The organism is Actinoplanes sp. NPDC024001, from assembly GCF_040638955.1.
In the GTDB taxonomy this organism is placed as follows: Bacteria; Actinomycetota; Actinomycetes; order Mycobacteriales; family Micromonosporaceae; genus Actinoplanes.
Window position 1 is genome coordinate 15538 of record NZ_JBEZZB010000056.1, and the last position, 21136, is coordinate 36673.

Sequence of the window (21136 nt, forward strand, 5' to 3'; positions counted from 1 at the left end):
ACCTTGGCCGAGCCGCACGTCACCCTCGACCCGCAGTCACTCAACCCCGTGGAGCAGAAACTCCGCGGGCCTCTCGAGGATCAGCTCAGCAGCGCGCTACAGGCAGCAACGGTCAAGATCAGGCAGAGGTACGCCGGGGAGAGCGTCGAGCAGGTCGCCGACATGCTGCTCGACCAGGCCAAGGCGGGCCTGCACCCGGACATCGCCGAGGGCTTCCACCCCGACCACGAGCAACTGCGCCACGTGGCAGAGGTGATCGTGGACCGCGCTTCCTAGAGCGGGGTGTTGTGCCATTGCCGGGTCGACAGCACGAGCCGGTAACCGTCCGGGTCGGCAATGGTCACACCCCACTGGTCCCAGTACGGCCCCTGCGACACCCGCCGGCCGCCGGCCGCGACCAGCCGCTCCAGCAGCCCGTCCGGCACCGGCCCGTCCAGGTAGAGCACCAGCAGATCCTGCTCCGACGGCGTCGGCTCCGGCCCGGCGACCAGCTCCAGGTGCCAGCCCGCACCGGGCTTGCCGACCATCAGCAGGTCGTGCTCACCCGGCCCGTCGGCGGTGGCCCGGTACAGCACGTCCAGCCCCAGCCCGCCGGCGTAGAACCGCTCGGCCGCCCGCAGGTCCCGGCTCGGCCGGGCCAGCCGGATGTGCGTGGACGCCTCGACCCCGGTCATGACCCGTACTCTACGCGGCGTGATCATCACCGGATCGCGGCCGGCTGTTACCGTCGATCGGTGACCGTTGATCCCTTCGCCAAGGGTGGGCTGCACCAGGCGGAAGCGATCCTCAAAGCCCACGGCGTCGACGCCTACTTCCGGTCGATGGCGGCACGCACCGGCGACTCGCATGCGGTGATCGACGGCCGCAAGGTGATGCTCGCCGGGTCCAACGACTATCTCGGCCTCTCCACCCATCCCGCGGTCATCGAGGCGGCGGTGAACGCGGCCCGGCGCCTCGGCACCTCGGCGGGCGGTTCGCGCGCGCTCAGCGGCACGCTGGACCTGCACGGCGAACTCGAGGAGCGGATCGCGGCCTTCCTCGGGCAGGAAGCCGCGGTGGTGACCACCACCGGATTTCAGGCCAATCTGGCCCTGTCGGCGCTGCTCGGCCGCTCCGACATCGCCTTTCTCGACGCTCGTGTGCACGCCTCGCTGCTCGAGGCGGCCCGGCTCGGCTGGGGCCGGGTGCGCCGCTACCGGCATCTCGACACCGCGCACCTGCGGGAGTTGCTGGCGGCCGCGCCGGACGACGCGGGCCGGCTGGTCGTCACCGACGGGATGTTCTCGATGGACGGCGACGTGGCCGACCTGCGGGCGCTGCGCGACGCCGCCGACGACTTCGGGGCGAAACTGATCGTGGACGCCGCCCACGACATGGGGGTGCTGGGCAACCGGGGTGCGGGCCTGGCCGAGCACTGCGAGGTCGAGGACGGTCTCGACCTGATCACCGCCACCTTCTCGAAGGCGTTCGCGTCGATCGGCGGTGTTCTGGCCGGGCCGGCCGGCAACGTGCACTACCTGCGGAGCAACGCCCGGTCGATCCTCTTCTCGGCCGCGCTGCCACCCGCGTCGGCGGCTGCCGCCCTGGCCGCGCTGACCGTCGTCGAGACCGAGCCGGAGCGCCGCACCCGCACCCTCGACCTGGCCGAGGGCCTGCACAACGGCCTGCGCACGCTCGGCTTCGACACCCGGCCGTCGACCACGCCGATCGTTCCGGTGCGGTTTGCGGACCTCGCCGCCGGCGGCGCCTTCTGGGCCGCGCTGTTCCGGGCCGGGGTGTTCACCAACCTGGTCGCCGCGCCGGCGATCCCGGGTGGCGGCGCCATGCTGCGGCTGACCCTCACCGCCAATCACGACGAGACGCACCTGGCCACCGTGCTGGAGGCGTTCGACACGGCGGGCCGCCGGCTGGGCGTGCCGCGCGGCCCGGACCTGCCGCCGGTCAGGCTGACCCGCGGCGACGGTCGGCGTGCAGGTCGAAGATGAGGTCGAGGACCAGCGCCGTCCAGCCGGTCTGGTGCCAGGCGCCCAGGCCCGCGCCGTTGTCGCCGTGGAAGTACTCCGGGAAGACCACCAGGTCCTTCCAGTCCGGGTGGGTCTGGAAGAGCTTGGTCGCCCCGTAGATGGGGCGGCGGCCGGACTCGTCCGGCACGAACAGGGCGATCAGCCGCCGGGACAGGTCGTCGGCGATCTCGGTCAGGCCGGCCTTCTCCTGGGCGCCGGTGGGAAACTGCGCCTTGAGGTCCGCGCCGTAGAACTCGGCGAACTCGCGCAGTGCCTGGATCAGCAGGAAGTTGACCGGCATCCAGATCGGGCCGCGCCAGTTGGAGTTGCCGCCGAACAGGCCACTCGTGCTCTCCGCCGGTTCGTATCCCACGGTGAAGTCCGAACCGCCCAGCGAGACCGTGAACGGTTTCTCCAGGTGCGACCGCGAGAGCGTGCGCAGCCCGTACGGGGAAAGGAACTCCTCGGGATCGAGCAACCTGGCCAGAATGCGCAGCAGCTGGTCCTGGCCGACCATGGAGAGCAGGCGCTGCTGGCGCCGGTCGGCGCCGCCGAGGCGCCGCGCGCTGATCACGTCCCCGAACTCCCCCTGGCGGTGCAGCATCCAGCGGACCCGCGAGTTGATGCCGGGCAGCCGGTTGAGGGTTTCCGAGGTGAGCCGGGTGGTGGCCGCCAGCGGCAGCAGACCGACGATGGAGCGGGCCTTGAGCGGCACCTTGTGGCCGTCCGGCAGGCGCAGCACGTCGTAGAAGAAGCTGTCCTCGTCGTCCCACAGGCCCTGCCGGTAGGCGGCCTCGGCGATGTAGATGAAGTGCTCGAAGAACTTGGTGGCCATGTCCTCGTAGGCCGGGTCGTGCAGGGCCAGGATGATCGCCATGTCGAGCAGGTTCAGCGCGTACATGGCCATCCAGCCGGTGCCGTCGGACTGCTCCAGCACACCGGCGACGGGCAGCGCGGCCGACCGGTCGAACGGGCCGACGTTGTCCAGCCCGAGGAAGCCGCCCTCGAAGACGTTGTTGCCGCCGACGTCCTTGCGGTTGACCCACCAGGTGAAGTTCAGCAGCAGCTTGTGCATGACCCGGGAGAGGAAGTCGTAGTCCCGGGAGCCGTCGATCTCGAAGACCCGCAGCGCGGCCCAGGCGTGCACCGGCGGGTTCACGTCGCTGAACGACCACTCGTAGGCCGGGATCTGCCCGTTGGGGTGCATGTACCACTCGCGCAGCAGCAGGATCAGCTGCGACTTGGCGAACCCGGGGTCGACCCGGGCGATGCTGACGCAGTGGAAGGCCAGATCCCATGCGGCGTACCAGGGGTACTCCCAGGGGTCGGGCATGCTGATCACGTCGAAGCTGTTCATGTGCCACCAGCCGTTGTTGCGCCCGTAGCGCCGGCCCGGTGGCGGCGGCGAGTTACCGGGGTCACCGGCCAGCCACTGCTTGACGTCGAAGTGGTAGAACTGCTTGCCCCACATCAGCCCGGCGATCGCCTGCCGGGCCACCGCGGTCTCCTCGGGCGACGCGGCCGCCGGGATCACGCCGGCGAAGAACTCGTCGGCCTCGGCGGCGCGGTCGCGCATCACCGTGGCCCAGCCCTCGTCCAGGTCGGCGGGCGGCAGCGGCCGGTCACCCTGGGTGAGCCGCAACCGCAGCGTACGGGTCTCCCCCGCCGCCAGCGTCAGCTCGTAGTGCAGCGACCCCTTGGTCCCGATGCCGTGCGGGTTCACCGTCGGCATGCCGTGCACCAGGTGGTCGTTGATCCCGTCCTTCGGGTAGGAGCTGCGCCCCGGCAACCCCCACAGCCGCTGCGCGTTCGTCTCGTTGTCGCACATCAGCGCCGGCGGGGCGCCCTCACCCGTGAGCGACAGGTGCCCGAGCGTGCGGTGCACCGCGGCGAGCCGGCCGGGGGTGCCCTTCATCGCCGGCGCCTGCCGGTTCGGCAGCCCCCACGACCAGGTGTTGCGAAACCAGAGGGTGGGCAGCACGTGCAGGGTGGCCGGATCGGGTCCCCGGTTGGAGACGGTGACCGCGATGCACATGTCGGTCGGGGACGCCTTGGCGTAGTCGACGGTGACCGCCCAGAACCGGTCCCGGTCGAAGATGCCGGTGTCGACCAGCTCGTACTCGCCCTCGTTGCGGGAGCGCTGCCCGTTCACCCGGACCAGCTGGTCGTACGGGAACTCCTCCTGCGGATAGTGGTAGCGCCACCGCATCCACGAGTGAGTGGGCGTGGAGTCCTGGTACCACCAGTACTCCTTGGCGTCCTCGCCGTGGTTGCCGCCGTCGCCGCCGAGGCCGAACATCCGCTCCTTGAGGATCGGGTCCCTGCCGTTCCACAGGGCCAGCGCGAAGCAGAAGGTCTGCCGGTCGTCGCAGAGGCCGGCCATGCCGTCCTCGTTCCACCGGTACGCCCGGGACCGCGCGTGGTCGTGCGGGAAGTAGTCCCACGCCGTGCCGTGCTCGCTGTAGTCCTCACGAACCGTGCCCCAGGCCCGTTCCGCCAGGTACGGACCCCACGCGCGCCACGGCTGCTCACCGGAATCGGCCTGGGCCAGGCGTACGCGCTCTCTTTCCCCCACGACCCGATATCCCCCACAACCCGAAATTCGCCCCGGAGTCGATCACACTGAGACTGTCATGCCCCTGTGTCAAGTGAGGTCGATTCCGCTGTCCACGGTTCGCCCGATCGTCTTCGGCGCACAGCTGTGCGCCCGCCTCACTGAGGGCGCCACTCGTGAATGGCTCCTACCCGACGGTACCGGCGGCTATGCCATGGGAACGGTCTGCGGTCTGCGCACCCGCCGCTACCACGGACTTCTCGTGGTGGCGGGGGACACACCGGCGTCCCGGCACCTGGGACTCGCGGCGCTGGACGCGGTGCTGACCCTGCCCTCCGGAACCGTTGTGCGGCTCGGCGTCCATCAATGGGCGGACGGCGCGATCGCGCCGCAGGGGCACCGGCTGCTGGCGAGTTTCGCACTGATCGACGGGGTGCCGCGCTGGCGCTGGCGGATCGGCGGGACGGTGATCGAGCGGGAGATCGCGACGGTCTCCGGCCGGCCCGCCGTCGCGGTGGTGCACCGGCTGCTCGCCGGTGGACCCGTGAGGATCGCTCTGGAGGCGCTCTGCACGTGGCGTGACGCGCACGGCGAGCGTACGGCCGACGGCCCGCCCCCGGCGGTGACGATCACCGCCGACGGGTGCGAGGTGGAGGGCGCCTACCGGCTGGCCGGTCCCGGCTTCACCGCGGCCGGCGAGTGGTACCGCGGGGTGCGGTACCGCGCGGAGGCCGAACGCGGCCTGCCGCCGACCGAGGATCTCTGGTACGCGGGAAACTTCTCCACCGGCCTGGACCGGCCCGGCGACATGATCGAGGTGTCCGCGTGGGCCGGCGAGCCGCCACCGCCCGCCGCGCAGGTCGTCGAGGCCGCCCGGACCCGTAACCGGGCGGTGGTCGCCGCCGCGGCCCCCGCCGACGAGACCCAGGCCGCGCTGGCCCTGGCCGCCGACGCCTTCGTGGTGCGCACCGCGGCCGGCCCGGACGTGGTCGCCGGCTACCCGTGGTTCGGCGCCTGGGGCCGGGACACGATGATCAGCTACGAGGGGCTGTTCCTCGCCACCGGCCGCGCCGAACTGGGCCGCGAGCTGCTGCGCGGATACGCCGCCACGCTGTCGCGCGGGATGCTGGCGAACACCGCCGACACCGGCAGCGTCGAGTACAACACGGTCGACGGCACCCTCTGGTTCCTGCACGCGGTCGGCCGGCACGTGGCGGTGACCGGCGACCAGGACCTGGCCGCCGAGCTGCTCCCGGCGCTGCGCGACGTGATCAGCCACCACCTGGCCGGCACCCGCTACGGCATCGTCGCCGACGGGCGCGACGGGCTGCTCACCCACGGCACCCCGGGCGCGGCGCTGACCTGGATGGACGCCCGGGTCGACGGGGTGCCGGTGACCGCCCGGGCGGGCAAGCCGGTGGAGGTGAACGCGCTCTGGGTGAACGGGCTGGCCGTGGTGGCCGGGTTCGGTGACGAGGCGGCGCGGAAGGCCCACGCCGCCGCCCGGGAGGGATTCGCCCGCCGCTTCCCCGCGCCGGACGGGCTGCTCCACGACGTGGTCGACGGTCCGGGCGGCTCCGCTCTCCGGCCCAATCAGCTGCTGGCCTGGTCGCTGCCGTACGCCCCGCTGCGGCCGGAGCGGACGGCGCTGGAGCTGATCGCGGCGCGGCTGCTGACTCCGCTCGGCCTGCGCAGCCTGGCGCCGGACGCCCCCGGGTACCGCGGGGTGCACCGGGGCGGGCCGGCTGAACGGGACAGCGCGTACCACACCGGCACCGTCTGGCCCTGGCTCACCGGCCCGTACGTCGAGGCCTGGCACCGGCTCGGGGTGACCGCGACCGACGTGCTCGCCGACACCGAGGCGCACCTGGCCGAGCACGGCCTCGGCTCGATCTCCGAGACGGCGTACGGCGACGCCCCGCACGACGCCACCGGCTGCCCGTTCCAGGCCTGGTCGGTGGCGGAGAACCTGCGCGCCCGGCGGCTGTGACCTTCGTCCGGCAACCCACCGCGACACCATTTGCACCCGAACCGCAACCGGCGGACGCGACGCTTCTGAGGTGCGACTCTGGCTCGGCATCCTGGCGTTCTGCGTGGCCGCGCGCCTCTACCTCGAGACGACCGACAGCTCGGCTCTGGTGATAGCGCTGCCGTACCTGGTGGTCAGCGTCGCCACGCCGGCCGTCATCGCGCTCGGGACGATCCGGCACCGGCCGCCGCACCGGGCCGGATGGTTCACCCTGGCCGTGGCGCAGCTCTTCTACGCCGCCGCGGACGTCGTGACCGTCCTGGACGACTGGATCTCCGGCGAGTTCCTCGAACCCACGCCGGCGGACCTGCTCTACTTCACGTCGTACGTGCTGCTCGCCGCCGCCGTGCTGATCTTCATCCGCCGGCGCGCCCCCGGTTGGGACCTGCCGACCGGGGTGGACGCCCTCATCGTGGCGGTCAGCGCCGGCCTGCTGACCTGGATCTTCCTGATCGAGCCGCTCACCGCCGACTCCGAGCTGCCGCTGGCGGCCAAGCTGACCCAGTCGGCGTACCCGGTCCTGGACCTGATGCTGCTGGTGCTGGCCGTGCGCCTGGTGATGGGCTCGGGCACCCGCGGTCCCGTGCTGCACCTGCTGCTGACCAGCCTCACGCTGATGTTCGCGGTCGACACCGCCTACGCGGTGCAGGGCGTCATCGACGGCGGCGCGGTGAACGAGGCGTACCTGGACGCGGTCTGGATGCTCTCGCTCGCGCTGCTCGGCGCCGCCGCGCTGCACCCCGGGATACGGCACTTCGACCAGCGCTCCGGCTCGGCGGTCCCGGACGCCTCGCCGGGCCGGCTGGCGGTCCTCACCGTCGCCGTGCTGATGGCGCCGGGCGTGCAGATGATCCAGCACCTGCGCGGCGAGGACGTCAGCGTGCCGCTGGTCAGCGCCGCCTGCGCCGTCATGTTCCTGCTCGTGCTGGGCCGGATGTACGGCCTGGTCGCGGCCCAGCGCCGGGCCGCGGTGACCGACGGCCTGACCGGTCTGCACACCCGGCGCTACTTCACCGAGGCGCTGGCCGTGGAGTGCCGGCGGGCCGCCCGCTCCGGCCACGAGATCGGGCTGCTGATCATCGACGTGGACCACTTCAAGCGGGTCAACGACACGTACGGCCACCCGGCCGGCGACCGCGTGCTGCAGGAGGTGGCGAACCGGCTGAAGGCCGCCGCCCGGGCCGGCTCCGTGGTGGCCCGCTACGGCGGCGAGGAGTTCGTCGTGCTGGCCCCGCACACCGGCGGCGACGACCTGCTCGCCCTCGCCGAACGGCTGCGCCTGGCGGTCAGCGGGCTGCCGGTCGACGCGGGCGACCAGGCGCTGCTCGGCGTCACCGCGTCGGTCGGCGCCGCGACCGCGCCGGCCGGTGCGGTCGACCCGGACGCGCTGATGAACGCCGCGGACGAGGCCCTCTACGCGGCCAAGGCCGCGGGCCGGAACCGATCAGTGGCCGCCCCGGCCGATAGGGTCGAGGAGTGCCCGCTTCCCCATATGTGACCGAGCTCCGCGCCAAGGTCGGATCCGGCCTGATCATGTTCCCGACGGTGTCCGCGGTGGTCTTCAACGACCGCGGTGAGATCCTGCTGCACCAGCGCAGCGACAACCGCCGGTGGACGCTGATCGCCGGGATGATGGACCCCGGTGAGCAGCCCGCCGACGCGGTGATCCGCGAGGTCCGCGAGGAGACCGCCGTCGAGGTGCGGATCGAGCGGCTGGCCGGGATCGCCCTGCACGAGGTCACCTATCCCAACGGCGACCACTGCCAGATGGTCAACTCGTGGTTCCGCTGCCGGGCGACCGGCGGTGAGGCCCGGGTCAACGACAGCGAGTCGCTGGCGGTCGGCTGGTTCGCCCTGGACGCGCTGCCCGAGCTCAATCCCTACGCCCAGCACCGGATCGGCACGTCGCTGGCCGAGCAGGCGCCGGCCTGGTTCGCCGCGCCCGGCGACGAGATCATCCCAGGCTGGTGACCGCTCAGCCGGCCAGCCAGCCGGGGCGGATCAGACCGGCCTCGTAGGCCTGCACCACCAGCTGCGCCCGGTCCCGCGCACCCAGCTTGATCATCGTCCGGCTGACGTGCGTCTTCGCGGTGGCCGGGCTGATCACCAGGCGGGCCGCGATCTCGTCGTTGGACAGGCCCTCGGCGACCAGCACCATCACCTCGCGCTCCCGGTCGGTCAGCTGCTGCAGCTCGCGGGGCGGCACCGGCTCGCGCCCGCGGCCGGCGCCGCCGGCGAACTCACTGATCACCCGCCGGGTCACGCTCGGCGACAGCAGCGCCTCGCCGGCCGCGACCACGCGCACCGCCCGCAGCAGCTCGACCGGCTCGGTGTCCTTCACCAGGAACCCGGAGGCGCCCGTCCGCAGGGCCTCGAACACATACTCGTCCAGCTCGAACGTGGTCAGGATGACCACCCGGGTGGCGGCCAGCTCCGGGTCGGCGGCGATCCGCCGGGTCGCCTCCAGGCCGTCCACGCCGGGCATGCGGATGTCCATCAGCACCACGTCCGGCCGGGACCCGCGCACCAGGTCCACCGCCTGCAGACCGTCCGCCGCCTCGCCGACCACCTCGATGTCCGGCTCGGCGCCGAGCAGCGCCCGGAACCCGGCCCGCACCAGCGCCTGATCGTCCGCCAGCAGCACCCTGATCATCGCTCCCCCTCCGCGCCGGCTGTCGGCACCGGCCAGCACTCACAGTCGGGCGGGGGCGCCGGCAGCACCACCGAGACGAGGAAACCGCCGGTGGGTGGCCGGCCGGCCGCGAACTGGCCGCCCAGCGCCTCGGCCCGGGCCCGCATCCCGGCGATGCCGTTGCCCTGCTCGCCCGCCTCCGCCGCGGTCACCGGCCCCTCGTTGCGGACCGACAGGTGCAGCGCCTCCGGCAGGTAGCCGACCGTGACCTGGGCGGCCGCCGGGCCGGGGCCGCCCGCGTGCCGGCGCACGTTGGTCAGCGCCTCCTGCACGATCCGGTAGGCCGCCCGGTCCACCTCGGCGGGCAGCTCCCGCGGCTCGCCGTTGACCACCGTCCGCACCGGGATGCCGGCGCCCGCGGTCAGCTCGTCCAGCCGGTTCAGCCCGAGTGCCGGTTGCCGCGGCGCGGCCTCCCCCTCGGTGCGCAGCACGCCCAGCACCGCGCGCACCTCACGCAACGCCTCGGCGCTGGCGCTCTTGATCGCGGTGAGCGCCTCGCGGGCCTGCTCCGGCCGGTTGTCCATCAGATGCAGCCCCACACCCGCCTGCACGTTGATCAGCGACAGGTGGTGCCCGAGCACGTCGTGCAGCTCCTGGGCGATCCGCAGCCGCTCCTCCGAGGCCTGCCGCCGCTCCTGCTCCTGCCGGGCCCGCGCCTGCTCGGCCCGGGCCTTCTTGATCTCGGCCAGGTGCTCGTGGTGCACCTTCGACGCGGCGCCCAGCACGACCGCCCCGGCCAGGCCGATCGCGGCCAGGATCATCTCCCGCACGTTCGGGCGGGTGCCGGCGGCCATCCCGGGCACGCTCGTCGCGAGCACCACGAAGAGCAGCAGGTAGACCGCGTAGCCGACGGCGGCGCTGACCGTCGCGGTGCGCCAGCGGCCCAGCCGGGACAGGGTGAAGAGCGCGATCGCCGGCGCCGCCGCATAGGTGAAGTGCGGCGCCGCCCGGGTCGCGAAGACGAACGAGGCGACCGCCGCCACCACGAGCACCGTGAGCGGCGCCCGCCGGCGCCAGAACAGCGCGATCGGCCCGACCATCAGCAGGGCGTAGACGGGCCAGCCCATCGGCCAGAAGACCCGGCCCTCCTCGGCCAGGTTGTGCGTGCCGACCAGGTGGAAGAGGGAGGCGACCAGCACCACGGCGGGCGGCCAGCCCGCCGGCCGCTGTGGCCGCTGCGGCCGGCGGGGCCGCATCGCCAGATCCTCGACCGTGGGCCGTCTCATGTGCCGAACGTACGGCACGCGGACACCCCGTGGCATCGCCGCGCGGGGGTCATCCCGCGTACTCCCTGGGGAGTACGCCGGCACCGGAGAACCGCCCCCTCGCACTCCCCAGGGATGCTCCGCCGGGGCGACGCGGCGGAGCCCGCGGGCGGCCACCCTGGTGTGCAGGCAATCGACCGAGGAGACGACATGAACCCCACCCAGACCCGGCTCCGCACCTCCGACGCCGAGCGCGAGCAGGTCGCCGAGATCCTGCGCGCCGCCATGTCCGAGGGACGTCTCGACCTGACCGAGGGCGAGGAGCGGCTCACCACGGCCTACGCCGCCACGTTCCGCGACGAGCTTCATCCACTGACCGCCGACCTTCCCGACGGTGGCCGGCAGGCCCTGGCCCGCACGCCCCGGGCCCGCGCCGCGACACGCCGGTCGCTGCAGCGGCACGCCAGCTTCATCCTGGTGATCGCCGGCCTGCTGACCGGCCTGTGGATGCTCTCCGGCGCACAGTTCTTCTGGCCGGTCATCCCGCTGGCGTTCCTGGTCATCGGCTTGATCCGGCACGCGCGTCACGGCCACTACCGGATCGAGTACACAGTGGGCCGCCACGGCCACATCTGAGCCGAGTGACCGATTCGCCACACGACGGTCGTTGATCTTCCCCGTTCGCTCTGCCACAGTGGCCGAGTTTGTTCGGGGAGGGACAAGGCACATGATGGGTCCGTCGCACGCGCTGTCGGGGGCGGCCGCCTGGTTGGCCGGCAGCTGGGCACTGCACCAGTTCGCCAACGTCAGCCAGTCACCGCTCGAGGTGGCGGTCGGCACGGCGATCTGCGCGGGCGGTGCGCTCCTGCCCGACCTGGACATGTCCGGCAAGGTGACCCGCAACCAGGGTGGCGCCACGGTGGCCCGCACGTTCGGCGTGTTCTCGCTGTTCGTCGCCGAGGTGGTGGAGAAGTTCTCGCTCGGCGTCTACACGGCGACCAAGCTCAAGCGTGACCCCCGGCGCGACAACGGGCACCGCACCTTCACCCACACCCTGCCGTTCTGCGGTCTGATCGGCTGGGGCACCACCGCCCTGGCCGACAACTACGGCCAGTGGGCGGTGGTCGGCATCGTCTTCTTCATGGCCGGCCTGGCGCTGCGCGGTCTCTTCGACGAGTGGGCGGAGCGCGCCGGCTGGGTCATCGTCACCCTGGTCGCCGGGGTGATCGCCTGGTTCACCGCCGCCAACCTGCCCGGCGACCGCGGCTATCCCCTCCTGGGCATGGCGGTCGCCGTCGGCTGCTTCGTGCACATCCTCGGCGACATGATCACCAAGAACGGCGTGCCGATCCTCTGGCCGATTCCGATCAAGCGTCGCATGTGGCTGATGATCGGCATCCCGAACGCCATGGCGGTCAAGGTCGGCGGCAAGGTCGAGGTGGTGGTGCTGCGCACCGCCTTCACCCTGATCTCGCTGCTGTCGATCGCCGGCCTCTTCGTCCCCGGCGTGCTGGAGCGCTTCAACCTGGACGTCTGGGCCAGCAAGTAAAACCTTCCCGGTACGGGCTACCACGCCCCGGCAGCTACACCTCCCGCGACCAAGCGCGATCCGAGTGCCACCGCGGGCCGCAGCGCGACCGCCGGGCTGATCCGGTGGCCGGCGCCGTCAGAGGAATTTCGTCAGCTCCCGTAACCCCGCCAGGACCTCCTCGGCGGTCGGCGCGTTCGCCGGGTCGCTGAGGCTCTGCACCATCACACCGGACATCAGGGCGCTCTGCACCATGCCCAGCGTGCGGGCACTGCGGTCGGTGACCTCGCGCTCCGGCACGCTCTGCAGGATGCCCGCCATGCCGCGCCGGCCCTCGGCCATGCCGCCGGCCAGCTGGGTGCGCAGGCCGGGCTGCCGCTGCGCCTGCAGGAACAGCTCGACAGTGGCCAGCCAGAGGTCGGGGTGGGCGGCGAACTGCTCGATCAGGCTTTCCCACATGCGCTGGAAGCCGCGCACCGCGTCGTCGCCGGCCGCCGGGGCGAGCGCCCGGCCCAGGCTGTCGCCCCACTCGTCGAGGATTGCGAACAGGGCCTGGGTGAGCAGCGCCTCCCGGGATCCGTAGTGGTAGCCGATCGCCGCCGTGCTGACCCCGGCGGCGGTGGCGATGTCGCGCACGCTCGTGCGGTCGTAACCCTTCTCGCGCAGGCACTGTTTCGCCGCGCCGAGCAGGTCCTCCCGGTTTCCCATGGCGCCGACCCTATCAGCAGCCTTGCACGACTGTTTTGCACGATCGTTTTGCGCGATCGTGCAAATCTCTGTTACGGTCGTCGGCATCGATGGACACCGAACAGGGGGACGACATGAAGAGGCTCTTCACGGCAGCGACTGTGGGCATCGCGACGCTGGCGGCGGTCACGTTCGCGCCGGTCGCGGAGGCGACCACCGGCCCGCCGGTCGTGCGCACCGCCCAGGGCGCGGTGCGCGGCACCTCCGGCCCGCTGGGCGCCAGCTTCCAGGGGATTCCCTATGCGACGGCGGAGCGCTTCGCCGCGCCCCGCCCGGCCGCGTCCTGGACCGGAGTGCGCGACGCCACCGCTCCCGGCAAGGTGTGCGCGCAGCCCCTCGGCTATCCGATCGGCAGGCCGAGCACCGACGAGGACTGCCTGACCGTCAACGTCGCCACCCCGGCCCGCCACCGCGGCAGGCTTCCGGTGATCGTCTGGATCCACGGCGGCAGCATGATGTTCGGGATGGGCGACCTCTACGGTCCGGGCCGGCTGGCGGCGGGCGGCGCTGTGGTGGTGTCGATGAACTACCGCCTCGGCGTCACGAGCTTCCTGACCCACCCGGCGCTGCCGGAGTCCGGCTCGCTCGCCCTGGACGACCAGCGCGCCGCGCTGCGCTGGGTCCGCGACAACATCCGGGCGTTCGGCGGCGACCCCGGCCGGGTGACGATCATGGGACAGTCCGGCGGCGGCTTCAGCGTCTGCGGGCACCTCGCCTCACCCGCCTCCGCCGGGCTGTTCCAGCGGGCGATCGTGCAGTCCGCGCCCTGCGGCGAGACCGGCCACGCCTCCCGCACCCGGGCCGAGGCGCTGGCCGACAGCGCCCCGGTCATCGCCGCGGTCGGCTGCGCCGACCGTGCCGACGTCGCCGGCTGCCTGCGGGCCGTGCCGATCGAGAGACTGCTGGCGGCCTTCGGCACCGACCGTGAGCCGCGCCCGCTGAGCGGCACGCCCGCGCTGCCCCTGCCGGTCGGCGAGGCTCTGCGCACCGGCCGCTTCAGCCGGGTTCCGGTGCTGATCGGCGTCAACCACGACGAGGAGAACGGGCGCATCCTGGGGCAGGAGCTGGCCACCGGCACACCGATGGCACGTGAGGACTACGAGCCCGCCGTCCGCAAGGCGTACGGTTCCCGGGCCGCCGCCGTGCTCAAGCGTTATCCGCTGGGCGACTCGGCCGGTCAGACCTTCGCCGCGGTGCTCACCGACGAGTTGTGGGCGGCGCCCAGCCTCGACACCGCCCGCACGCTGTCCCGCTGGACCCCGACCCGGATGTACGAATTCGCCGAGCAGGACACCCCGTGGTATGCGGGATATCCGGCCCCGAGCTTCCCGGTGGCCGCCCAGCACATGGCCGAGCTGGCGTACCTGTTCGACGTGCCGCTCTTCGAGAAGCTGACGCCCGCCCAGTCCGCGCTGGCCGACCGGTTGATCGGCGCCTGGGTCCACTTCGCCGCCACCGGCGAGACCGGCTGGCCCCGCCTGCGTGACAGCCGCTCCGGCTGGTACGTCCAGTCACTGACGTCCGGCGCCTGGAAGCGCGCCGACTTCACCACTGATCACCACTACCGCTTCTGGAGCTGACGAAGTCACCGGCCGTCCCGCGCGGGACGGCCGGTGACCGCTGCTCATCGCGGTGCGGGCTGACCGACGAGCCGGCCCAGGTTCTCCGGGGCGAAGAACTCCACCGGCGAGGTCACCCCGGAGTTCAGCCGGGTGAAGGCGTCCATCGCCTCCTGGTTGCCGGCGATCGCGGAGACCAGCTGGACCATCTGCTCGTCCGGCGGCTGCAGCGTCGCGATCCCCAGGGTCATCTGGTAGAACGGCATCGCCCGGGTGTCCCGGCGCGACTGGTATCCGGCGAGCGCCTCGTCGTAGGGCGCGGTGCCGTCCAGCGCCTCGCCGAGCGCCCGCGCCAGGTTCTCCGCGTCGAGGAACGCGTCGGTGATGCCCTGCGCGGTGATGTAGTCCCGGTTGTACCCGGCGTCGCCGACCAGCGCCCAGCCCGGCCCGAACGGCACCCGGAAGTAGTTCGGCACCGACGTGCCGACCAGCCGCGACTCCCGCTTGGCGGCCCGGATCCGCTCGGCGAACGCCGGCGCGAGATCGTACATCGCCATCATCGTGCCCTCGATGTCCTCGCGGTGCTCGGCGAGCTCCGCGTACGGCCAGCCGCCGATCACCAGGGTCAGGTCATCGTTGGTCGGGCAGATCGCCCAGCTGCGGCCCGGCCGGCTGTACGCCTCGAACGTGTCGGTCGGCAGGTTGCTCCAGTACGAGTAGTAGCCGACCGTCATCGGCGGATGATCCTCGTAGTGGGCCGGCTGCACCGCCTTGGCCACCACCGAGTTGCGCCCGTCCGCGCCGACCACCACGCGGGCCCGCTCCTCCACCGCGGCGCCGCCCTGGTCACGCCCGCGGATCCCGGTCACCGCGCCGTCGGTGAACAGCACCTCCTCGACGGAGAACCCTTCCCGGACCTCCACCCCGGCGGCCACCGCGGCGTCCACCAGGATCTTGTCCAGCAGGATGCGGCGCGGCGCGTAGGCGTACGGCGACTCCGGGGTGCCCGGCGCCCCGGCCACGGTGAGCGGCCCGAAGTCCACCGAGTAACGCCCCACCGGCGGGCATCCGGTCGCCACGACCTCGTCGAGCAGACCCCACCGCTGCAGCGCGGACGCGCCCGGCGGGTGGATGACGTGGGTGGACACCGTGTCGCTCGGGAAGGTGGCCCGGTCCACCAGCAGCGTCCGATATCCGCGCCGGGCGAGCAGCATCGCCAGCGGCGCCCCGGCGCAACGCGCCCCGACCACGATGACGTCGAACCTAGGATCTGTCATGGTCTCCCTTTATTCGATCTTCCCGCCATAGTGGACGCTCGCGGTCGCCGCTGTCGATCGGCCACCCGGCCCGTCATGGCTGCGGGATTCTCCCTACCCGGCCGGCTGGCTCCGATGCGCGGATGGCGGTGGCAGCGGCAAGAAGCAGCAGCGTGCGGGCGCGCGGCAGGGCCGGCGGATGGTGGCTGGTGGCCGGCAGCCTTGGTTACGCCGCGGGATACGCCACCTGCATCCTCCTGGCCCTGGCCCGGGCAGCCGAGTTCGCCGGCCGTTGGCACGTGCCGGCCCGCGACGACGTGCACACCGCGAACGCCGACATCGCGGCCGGCTGGTCCGGGGCGGGCCTGGTGAGCTTCGTGATCGTCACCGGGCCGATGGTCACGGCGCTCGCCCTGCTCACGGGCTGGCTGCTGGACTGATCTGCCCCGCGTCGTACTCCGCGCGGGCCTGGTGCACCTGCTCGATGTGGGTTTCCGCCCAGTCCTTGATCGCCCGTTGCAGCGGCAGCAGCTCGTGTCCCAGCCCGGTCAGCTCGTAGTCGGTGCGGACCGGCACCGCCGGCGTGACCCGGCGGGTCACCAGCCCGTCGCGTTCCAGTTTGCGCAGCGTCTGGGTGAGCATCTTCTGGCTGGCCCCGGCAACCGTGCGGGACAGCTCGGCGTAACGCAGCGGCCCGTCGGCCAGGGCCGCGACGATCAGGGTCAGCCACTTGTCGCTGAGCGTGGCGAGCAGCTCGTGACCGGGGCAGACCGCCAGGTTCGCGTTGTACTCCCGGCTCTCCTCGGCTCGGCGCTGCGCCGCGGTCGTCGTCGCCATCGGTGTACCTCCCCGTGCGTTACGCACCTCGAAGTGCGTTCTTACCGGCCCCCGCCGCCGAAACTAGCGTCGCATCCATGAGAGCCGCTATCGTCCGCCGCTTCGGCGGCCCCGAAGTGATCGAATTCGCCGACCTGCCGGTGCCGGAGCCCGGCCCCGGCCAGGTCCGGATCAGGGTGGCCGCCGCCGCGGTCAACCGGATCGACCTGTCCACCCGCGACGGCAAGCTGGCCCACGCCGGCCTGCTGGCGCCCGCTGACAGCTATGCGCTCGGCTGGGACGTGGCCGGTGAGATCGACGCGCTGGGCCCGGACGCCACCCGCTTCCCCCTCGGCGCCCGGGTGATCGGCCTGCGCGACGTGCTCTCCGCCCCCGGGACCTACGCCGACTACGTGGTCCTCGACGAGGCCGCTGTCGCGCCCGCCCCGGCCACCGCGTCCGCGGCCGAGGCCGCGACGCTGCCGATGGCCGGCCTCACCGCCACCCGCTCGCTCACCCTCGCCGATCTCCGCCGGGGCGAAACCCTGCTGGTCACCGGCGCCGCGGGCAGCGTCGGCGGCGTTCTCCTCCAGCTGGCAGCACTGCACGGCATCCGTACGGTGGCGGTGGCCGCCCCCGAGGACCAGAAATTCGTCGAGTCGCTGGGCGCCACCTGGTTCGTGCCCCGAACCGCCCCGATCAGCGCCGCGGTCCGCGCCATGGTCCCCGGCGGCGTGGACGCCGTGGTGGACGCCGCCGTCATCGGAGTCCCCGCCCACGAGGCGCTCCGCGGCGGCGGCACCTTCATCGCACTGGTGGCCCCCTTCGCCCCGCCACCCCTGCGCGGCACCCGGGTGATCGTCCAGGAGGTCTACGCCGACGGTCCTCGCCTGACCGAACTCTCCGCCCTCACCGACGCCGGCCTGCTGACCTTGCGGGTAGCCGCCACCCTGCCACTGACCGCAGCCGCCGAAGCCCACACCCGCCTGGCCGCAGGCGGCATCCGAGGCCGCCTGGTCCTGACCCCCTGACCCCACCCCGCGTACGGGGCGGGAGCACGGCCGGTGGCGGTCAGTCGATGGAGTAGGCCAGGTTGGGCCGCAGCCAGCGCTCCACCTCCGCGACCGGGACACCGCGGCGCACCGCGTAGTCCTCGATCTGGTCCTTGCCGAGCCGGCCGACGGTGAAGTATTTCGACTCCGGGTGGGCGAAGATCAGGCCGCTGACCGCGGCGGCCGGGGTCATCGCGTACGACTCGGTGAGGCCGACGCCGATCGACGAGGTGCCGAGCAGCTCGAAGAGGTCCTTCTTCTCGCTGTGGTCGGGGCAGGCCGGGTAGCCCAGCGCCGGGCGGATGCCGCGGAAGCGTTCGGCGTGCAGGTCGGCCAGGTCGGGCTGGGCGTCCGGCTCGAACCACTCGCGGCGGGCCTTCAGGTGCAGGTATTCGGCGAACGCCTCGGCCAGCCGGTCGGCCAGCGCCTTGACCATGATGGCCCGGTAGTCGTCGTGCTCGGCCTCGTACTTCTTCGCCAGCTTCTCCGCGCCGTGGATCGCGACCGCGAAGCCGCCCAGGTGATCGCCGGCCGGGGCGATGTAGTCGGCCAGGCAGCGGTTGGCCCGGCCGGCCGGCTTCTCGGTCTGCTGGCGCAGCATCGGGAAGCTGGCCCCGTTGCCGAGCTTGATGTCGTCGCCCTCCGCGTGCGCCGGCCAGAAACCGTAGAGGCCGCGCGCCTGGAACGAACCCTCGGCGATGATCTGGTCGAGCAGCGTGTTCGCGTCGTCGAACAGCTCGCGGGCGACCGGCTGCTCCAGGATCGCCGGGTACTTGCCCTTCAGCTCCCACGCCAGGAACAGGAACTGCCAGTCGATCATGCGGCGCAGCTCGGCGATCGTCGGCGCGACCTCGCGTACCCCGGTGAAGGCCGGCGTCGGCAGATCGCCGAAGTCGACCGCCTCGCGGTTGGCCCTCGCCTGGGCGAGGGTCAGCAGCGGCTGCGAGTGCCGCTTCTCGTGCTGCTCGCGCAACCGCTGCTGCTCGGCCCGGTTGGCGTCGTCGAGCTTGGCCGCCCGCTCCGGGTCGAGCAGGTCGGAGACGACACCGACCACGCGGGAAGCGTCCAGCACGTGCACGGTCGAGGAGTCGTACGCCGGGGCGATCCGCACCGCCGTGTGCTGCTTGGAGGTGGTCGCCCCACCGATCAGCAGCGGCATCTTCATGCCCCGCCGCTGCATCTCGGCGCCGACCGCGACCATCTCGTCCAGCGACGGGGTGATCAGGCCGGACAGGCCGATCACGTCGGCGCCCTCGGCGATCGCGGTGTCCAGGATCTTCGCGGCCGGGACCATCACGCCGAGGTCGATCACCTCGTAGTTGTTGCAGCCCAGCACCACGCCGACGATGTTCTTGCCGATGTCGTGGACGTCGCCCTTGACCGTGGCGAGCACGACCTTGCCCTGGCCGCGGGCGCCCTCCGACTTCTCCTTCTCCATGTAGGGCAGGAGGTAGGCGACCGACCGCTTCATCACCCGGGCGCTCTTGACCACCTGGGGCAGGAACATCTTGCCGGAGCCGAACAGGTCGCCGACCACGCCCATGCCGTCCATCAGCGGGCCCTCGATCACGTCGAGCGGCCGGGGCAGTTTCTGCCGGGCCTCCTCGGTGTCCGCCTCGATGAAGTCGACGATGCCGTGCACCAGGGCGTAGCTGAGCCGTTCCTCGACCGGCGCCTCCCGCCAGGACAGGTCCACCTCGCGCTTGGCGCCGGAGCCGGTGACCGTGGAGGCGAAGGTGACGAGCCGGTCGGTGGCGTCCGGCCGCCGGTCGAAGATCACGTCCTCGACGAGCTCCAGCAGGTCGGCCGGGATGTCCTGGTAGACGGCGAGCTGGCCGGCGTTGACGATGCCCATGTCCAGGCCCGCCTTGACCGCGTGGAACAGGAACGCCGAGTGCATGGCCTCCCGGACCACGTCGTTGCCCCGGAAGGCGAACGACAGGTTGGAGATGCCGCCGCTGGTCCGCGCGCCCGGGCAGCGCTGCTTGATCAGCGGGAGGGCGTCGATGAAGTTCTTCGCGTACCCGTTGTGCTCGCTGATGCCGGTGGCCACCGCGAGTACGTTCGGGTCGAAGATGATGTCGGTCGGATCGAAGCCGTCCTCGACCAGCAGGTCGTAGGCACGCGCGCAGATCTCGACCTTGCGCTCGGTCGTGTCGGCCTGGCCCTGCTCGTCGAAGGCCATCACCACCACACCGGCACCGAAGTCACGGATCCGGCGGGCGTGCTCGAGGAAGGGGCCCTCCCCCTCCTTGAGGCTGATCGAGTTGACCACGCCCTTGCCCTGCACGCACTTGAGGCCGGCCTCGAGAACGGAGAACTTCGAGCTGTCGATCATGATCGGGATCCGGGCCACCTCGGGCTCGGTCGCGATCAGGTTGAGGAAGGTGGTCATCGCCCGCTCGCTGTCGAGCAGGTCGGCGTCCATGTTCACGTCGAGCAGGTTGGCGCCGCCACGCACCTGCTCCAGGGCCACGTCGACGGCCGCCTGGTAGTCGTCGGCCTCGATGAGCCGGCGGAACTTGGCCGAGCCGGTGACGTTGGTCCGCTCGCCGATCATGACGAACCCGGTGTCCGGGCCGATCTCGAACGGCTCCAGACCGCTGAACCGGGTGGTCGGGGCGGGCTGCGGGATCTGCCGCGGCCGTGCGCCCCGCACCGCCTCGGCGACCGCCGCGATGTGCGGCGGCGTGGTGCCGCAGCAGCCGCCGACGATGTTGACCAGGCCGTCCGCTGCGAAGCCGGCCAGCAGCTCGCCGGTCTCGGCGGGTTGCTGATCGTAGCCGCCGAACGCGTTCGGCAGACCGGCGTTCGGGTGGGAGGCGACGAAGACGTTCGCCAGGCGGGCCAACTCGGCGACGTGCGGGCGCATCTCGGCCGCGCCGAGCGAGCAGTTGACCCCGACGACCAGCGGCTGGGCTCGCTCGATCGAGCGCCAGAAGGCCTCGACGGTCTGGCCGGAGAGTGTGCGCCCGGAGATGTCGAGGAACAGCGAGATCCAGAGCGGCAGGTCGGGGGCCACCTCACGGGCCGCCGCGACGGCCGCCTTCGCGTTCAGCGAGTCGAAGATCGTCTCGATCAGCAGCAGGTCGACGCCGCCCTCGGCAAGGGCCGAGATCTGCTCCTCGTACGCTGCCTTGACCTGGTCGAACGTCACCGCACGGTACGCCGGGTCGTCGACCTTGGGCGAGATCGACAGGGTGACGTTGAGCGGGCCCACCGAGCCGGCCACGAACCGCTGCCGCCCGTCGCGGGCCGTCGCTTCCTCGACGGCCTGCCGGGCCAGCCGGGCGCCCCGCACGTTCATCTCCCGGACCAGGTGCTCCAGGCCGTAGTCGGACTGGGCGATGCTGGTCGCGGTGAACGTGTTGGTGGTGGTGATGTCGGCGCCGGCCGCCAGATACTGCCGGTGGACGTCGAGGATCACGTCGGGCCGGGTCAGAATCAGCAGATCGGGGTCACCCGTGACGTCCTGCGGGTGATCCGCCGGGATCAGCTCGCCGCGGTAATCGGCCGGGGTCAGCTTGGCGCCCTGCAGCATGGTGCCCCACGCGCCGTCCAGCACCAGGACCCGCTCGGCGAGCAGGTCGCGCAGCTTGTTGACCGTTTGAGTCATGGGTGCACCTCCGAGATGAGTCGGAGGCGCCCTTGTTTCGGGTGGTTCACCGGTCGAGCGTGACGGGTGGCCCCGCTGC

General features: G+C 72.2%; 18 protein-coding genes. 10 read left to right on the forward strand and 8 right to left on the reverse strand.

Going from position 1 to position 21136, the window contains the following annotated elements:
* Positions 1 to 3 precede the first annotated feature (3 nt).
* Positions 4 to 276: a hypothetical protein gene (locus tag AB0F81_RS22465; RefSeq protein WP_360200234.1), complete on the forward strand. Its 273-nt coding sequence runs from the start codon at positions 4 to 6 to the stop codon at positions 274 to 276.
* Here the strand turns inward: AB0F81_RS22465 and AB0F81_RS22470 are convergent.
* Positions 273 to 674, reverse strand: a complete 402-nt coding sequence (locus AB0F81_RS22470; RefSeq protein ID WP_360200236.1) for a VOC family protein — start codon at positions 672 to 674, stop codon at positions 273 to 275. The two genes, AB0F81_RS22465 and AB0F81_RS22470, sit on opposite strands and share 4 nt — an antisense overlap.
* A 60-nt stretch (positions 675 to 734) precedes the next feature.
* On the opposite strand from AB0F81_RS22470, the gene AB0F81_RS22475 reads away from it, so the two are divergent.
* Positions 735 to 1985, forward strand: a complete 1251-nt coding sequence (locus tag AB0F81_RS22475; RefSeq protein ID WP_360200238.1) for a pyridoxal phosphate-dependent aminotransferase family protein — start codon at positions 735 to 737, stop codon at positions 1983 to 1985.
* Here the strand turns inward: AB0F81_RS22475 and AB0F81_RS22480 are convergent.
* Entirely contained in the window at positions 1942 to 4578 is a 2637-nt protein-coding gene (locus AB0F81_RS22480) for a glucosidase (protein WP_360200240.1), read from the reverse strand. The genes AB0F81_RS22475 and AB0F81_RS22480 overlap by 44 nt on opposite strands.
* Positions 4579 to 4636: 58 nt before the next feature.
* On the opposite strand from AB0F81_RS22480, the gene AB0F81_RS22485 reads away from it, so the two are divergent.
* The 3 genes from AB0F81_RS22485 (at position 4637) to AB0F81_RS22495 (ending at position 8557) form a co-directional block, all read left to right on the forward strand.
* Positions 4637 to 6547 (forward strand): amylo-alpha-1,6-glucosidase, encoded by a 1911-nt coding sequence (locus tag AB0F81_RS22485; RefSeq protein WP_360200242.1) that lies wholly within the window; start codon positions 4637 to 4639, stop codon positions 6545 to 6547.
* Positions 6548 to 6617: 70 nt separating this feature from the next.
* Complete coding sequence (locus tag AB0F81_RS22490; protein WP_360200244.1) at positions 6618 to 8084, forward strand: GGDEF domain-containing protein; 1467 nt, start codon at positions 6618 to 6620, stop codon at positions 8082 to 8084.
* Entirely contained in the window at positions 8063 to 8557 is a 495-nt protein-coding gene (locus AB0F81_RS22495) for an NUDIX domain-containing protein (protein ID WP_360200246.1), read from the forward strand. Before AB0F81_RS22490 ends, AB0F81_RS22495 begins: the two co-directional genes overlap by 22 nt.
* Before the next feature lie 4 nt (positions 8558 to 8561).
* Here AB0F81_RS22495 and AB0F81_RS22500 read toward each other — a convergent pair whose 3' ends face one another.
* Positions 8562 to 9239: a response regulator transcription factor gene (locus tag AB0F81_RS22500; protein ID WP_360200248.1), complete on the reverse strand. Its 678-nt coding sequence runs from the start codon at positions 9237 to 9239 to the stop codon at positions 8562 to 8564.
* Positions 9236 to 10504, reverse strand: a complete 1269-nt coding sequence (locus AB0F81_RS22505; RefSeq protein ID WP_360200250.1) for a sensor histidine kinase — start codon at positions 10502 to 10504, stop codon at positions 9236 to 9238. Before AB0F81_RS22505 ends, AB0F81_RS22500 begins: the two co-directional genes overlap by 4 nt.
* Positions 10505 to 10693: 189 nt before the next feature.
* Here AB0F81_RS22505 and AB0F81_RS22510 point away from each other — a divergent pair, with 189 nt between their 5' ends.
* Both AB0F81_RS22510 and AB0F81_RS22515 read left to right on the forward strand, forming a co-directional pair.
* The gene (locus AB0F81_RS22510) at positions 10694 to 11119 is read left to right on the forward strand and encodes a DUF1707 domain-containing protein (RefSeq protein ID WP_360200252.1); all 426 of its coding nucleotides are present in this window, start codon (positions 10694 to 10696) and stop codon (positions 11117 to 11119) included.
* A 91-nt stretch (positions 11120 to 11210) separates the two neighbouring features.
* The gene (locus AB0F81_RS22515) at positions 11211 to 12032 is read left to right on the forward strand and encodes a metal-dependent hydrolase (protein WP_360200254.1); all 822 of its coding nucleotides are present in this window, start codon (positions 11211 to 11213) and stop codon (positions 12030 to 12032) included.
* Positions 12033 to 12149: 117 nt separating this feature from the next.
* Here AB0F81_RS22515 and AB0F81_RS22520 read toward each other — a convergent pair whose 3' ends face one another.
* Positions 12150 to 12719, reverse strand: coding sequence for a TetR/AcrR family transcriptional regulator (locus AB0F81_RS22520; RefSeq protein ID WP_360200256.1), 570 nt, complete (start codon positions 12717 to 12719; stop codon positions 12150 to 12152).
* A 113-nt stretch (positions 12720 to 12832) separates the two neighbouring features.
* Here AB0F81_RS22520 and AB0F81_RS22525 point away from each other — a divergent pair, with 113 nt between their 5' ends.
* Positions 12833 to 14338, forward strand: a complete 1506-nt coding sequence (locus AB0F81_RS22525; RefSeq protein ID WP_360200258.1) for a carboxylesterase family protein — start codon at positions 12833 to 12835, stop codon at positions 14336 to 14338.
* 44 nt (positions 14339 to 14382) lie between these two features.
* Here AB0F81_RS22525 and AB0F81_RS22530 read toward each other — a convergent pair whose 3' ends face one another.
* Positions 14383 to 15594 carry an NAD(P)/FAD-dependent oxidoreductase gene (locus AB0F81_RS22530; protein ID WP_360200260.1) on the reverse strand — a complete coding sequence of 404 codons (1212 nt, stop codon included), beginning with the start codon at positions 15592 to 15594 and terminating at the stop codon, positions 14383 to 14385.
* Between the two features lie 188 nt (positions 15595 to 15782).
* Here AB0F81_RS22530 and AB0F81_RS22535 point away from each other — a divergent pair, with 188 nt between their 5' ends.
* A complete protein-coding gene (locus AB0F81_RS22535) occupies positions 15783 to 16013 on the forward strand; it encodes a hypothetical protein (protein ID WP_360200262.1) in 231 nt (76 codons plus the stop codon).
* On the opposite strand, the gene AB0F81_RS22540 is transcribed toward AB0F81_RS22535, so the two are convergent.
* Positions 15991 to 16410 (reverse strand): helix-turn-helix domain-containing protein, encoded by a 420-nt coding sequence (locus tag AB0F81_RS22540; protein ID WP_360200264.1) that lies wholly within the window; start codon positions 16408 to 16410, stop codon positions 15991 to 15993. The genes AB0F81_RS22535 and AB0F81_RS22540 overlap by 23 nt on opposite strands.
* 77 nt (positions 16411 to 16487) lie before the next feature.
* On the opposite strand from AB0F81_RS22540, the gene AB0F81_RS22545 reads away from it, so the two are divergent.
* Positions 16488 to 17420 carry an NADP-dependent oxidoreductase gene (locus AB0F81_RS22545; protein ID WP_360200266.1) on the forward strand — a complete coding sequence of 311 codons (933 nt, stop codon included), beginning with the start codon at positions 16488 to 16490 and terminating at the stop codon, positions 17418 to 17420.
* Positions 17421 to 17460: 40 nt separating this feature from the next.
* Here the strand turns inward: AB0F81_RS22545 and metH are convergent, their stop codons facing one another.
* Positions 17461 to 21057, reverse strand: coding sequence for a methionine synthase (metH, locus tag AB0F81_RS22550; RefSeq protein ID WP_360200268.1), 3597 nt, complete (start codon positions 21055 to 21057; stop codon positions 17461 to 17463).
* Between the last annotated feature and the right edge of the window lie 79 nt (positions 21058 to 21136).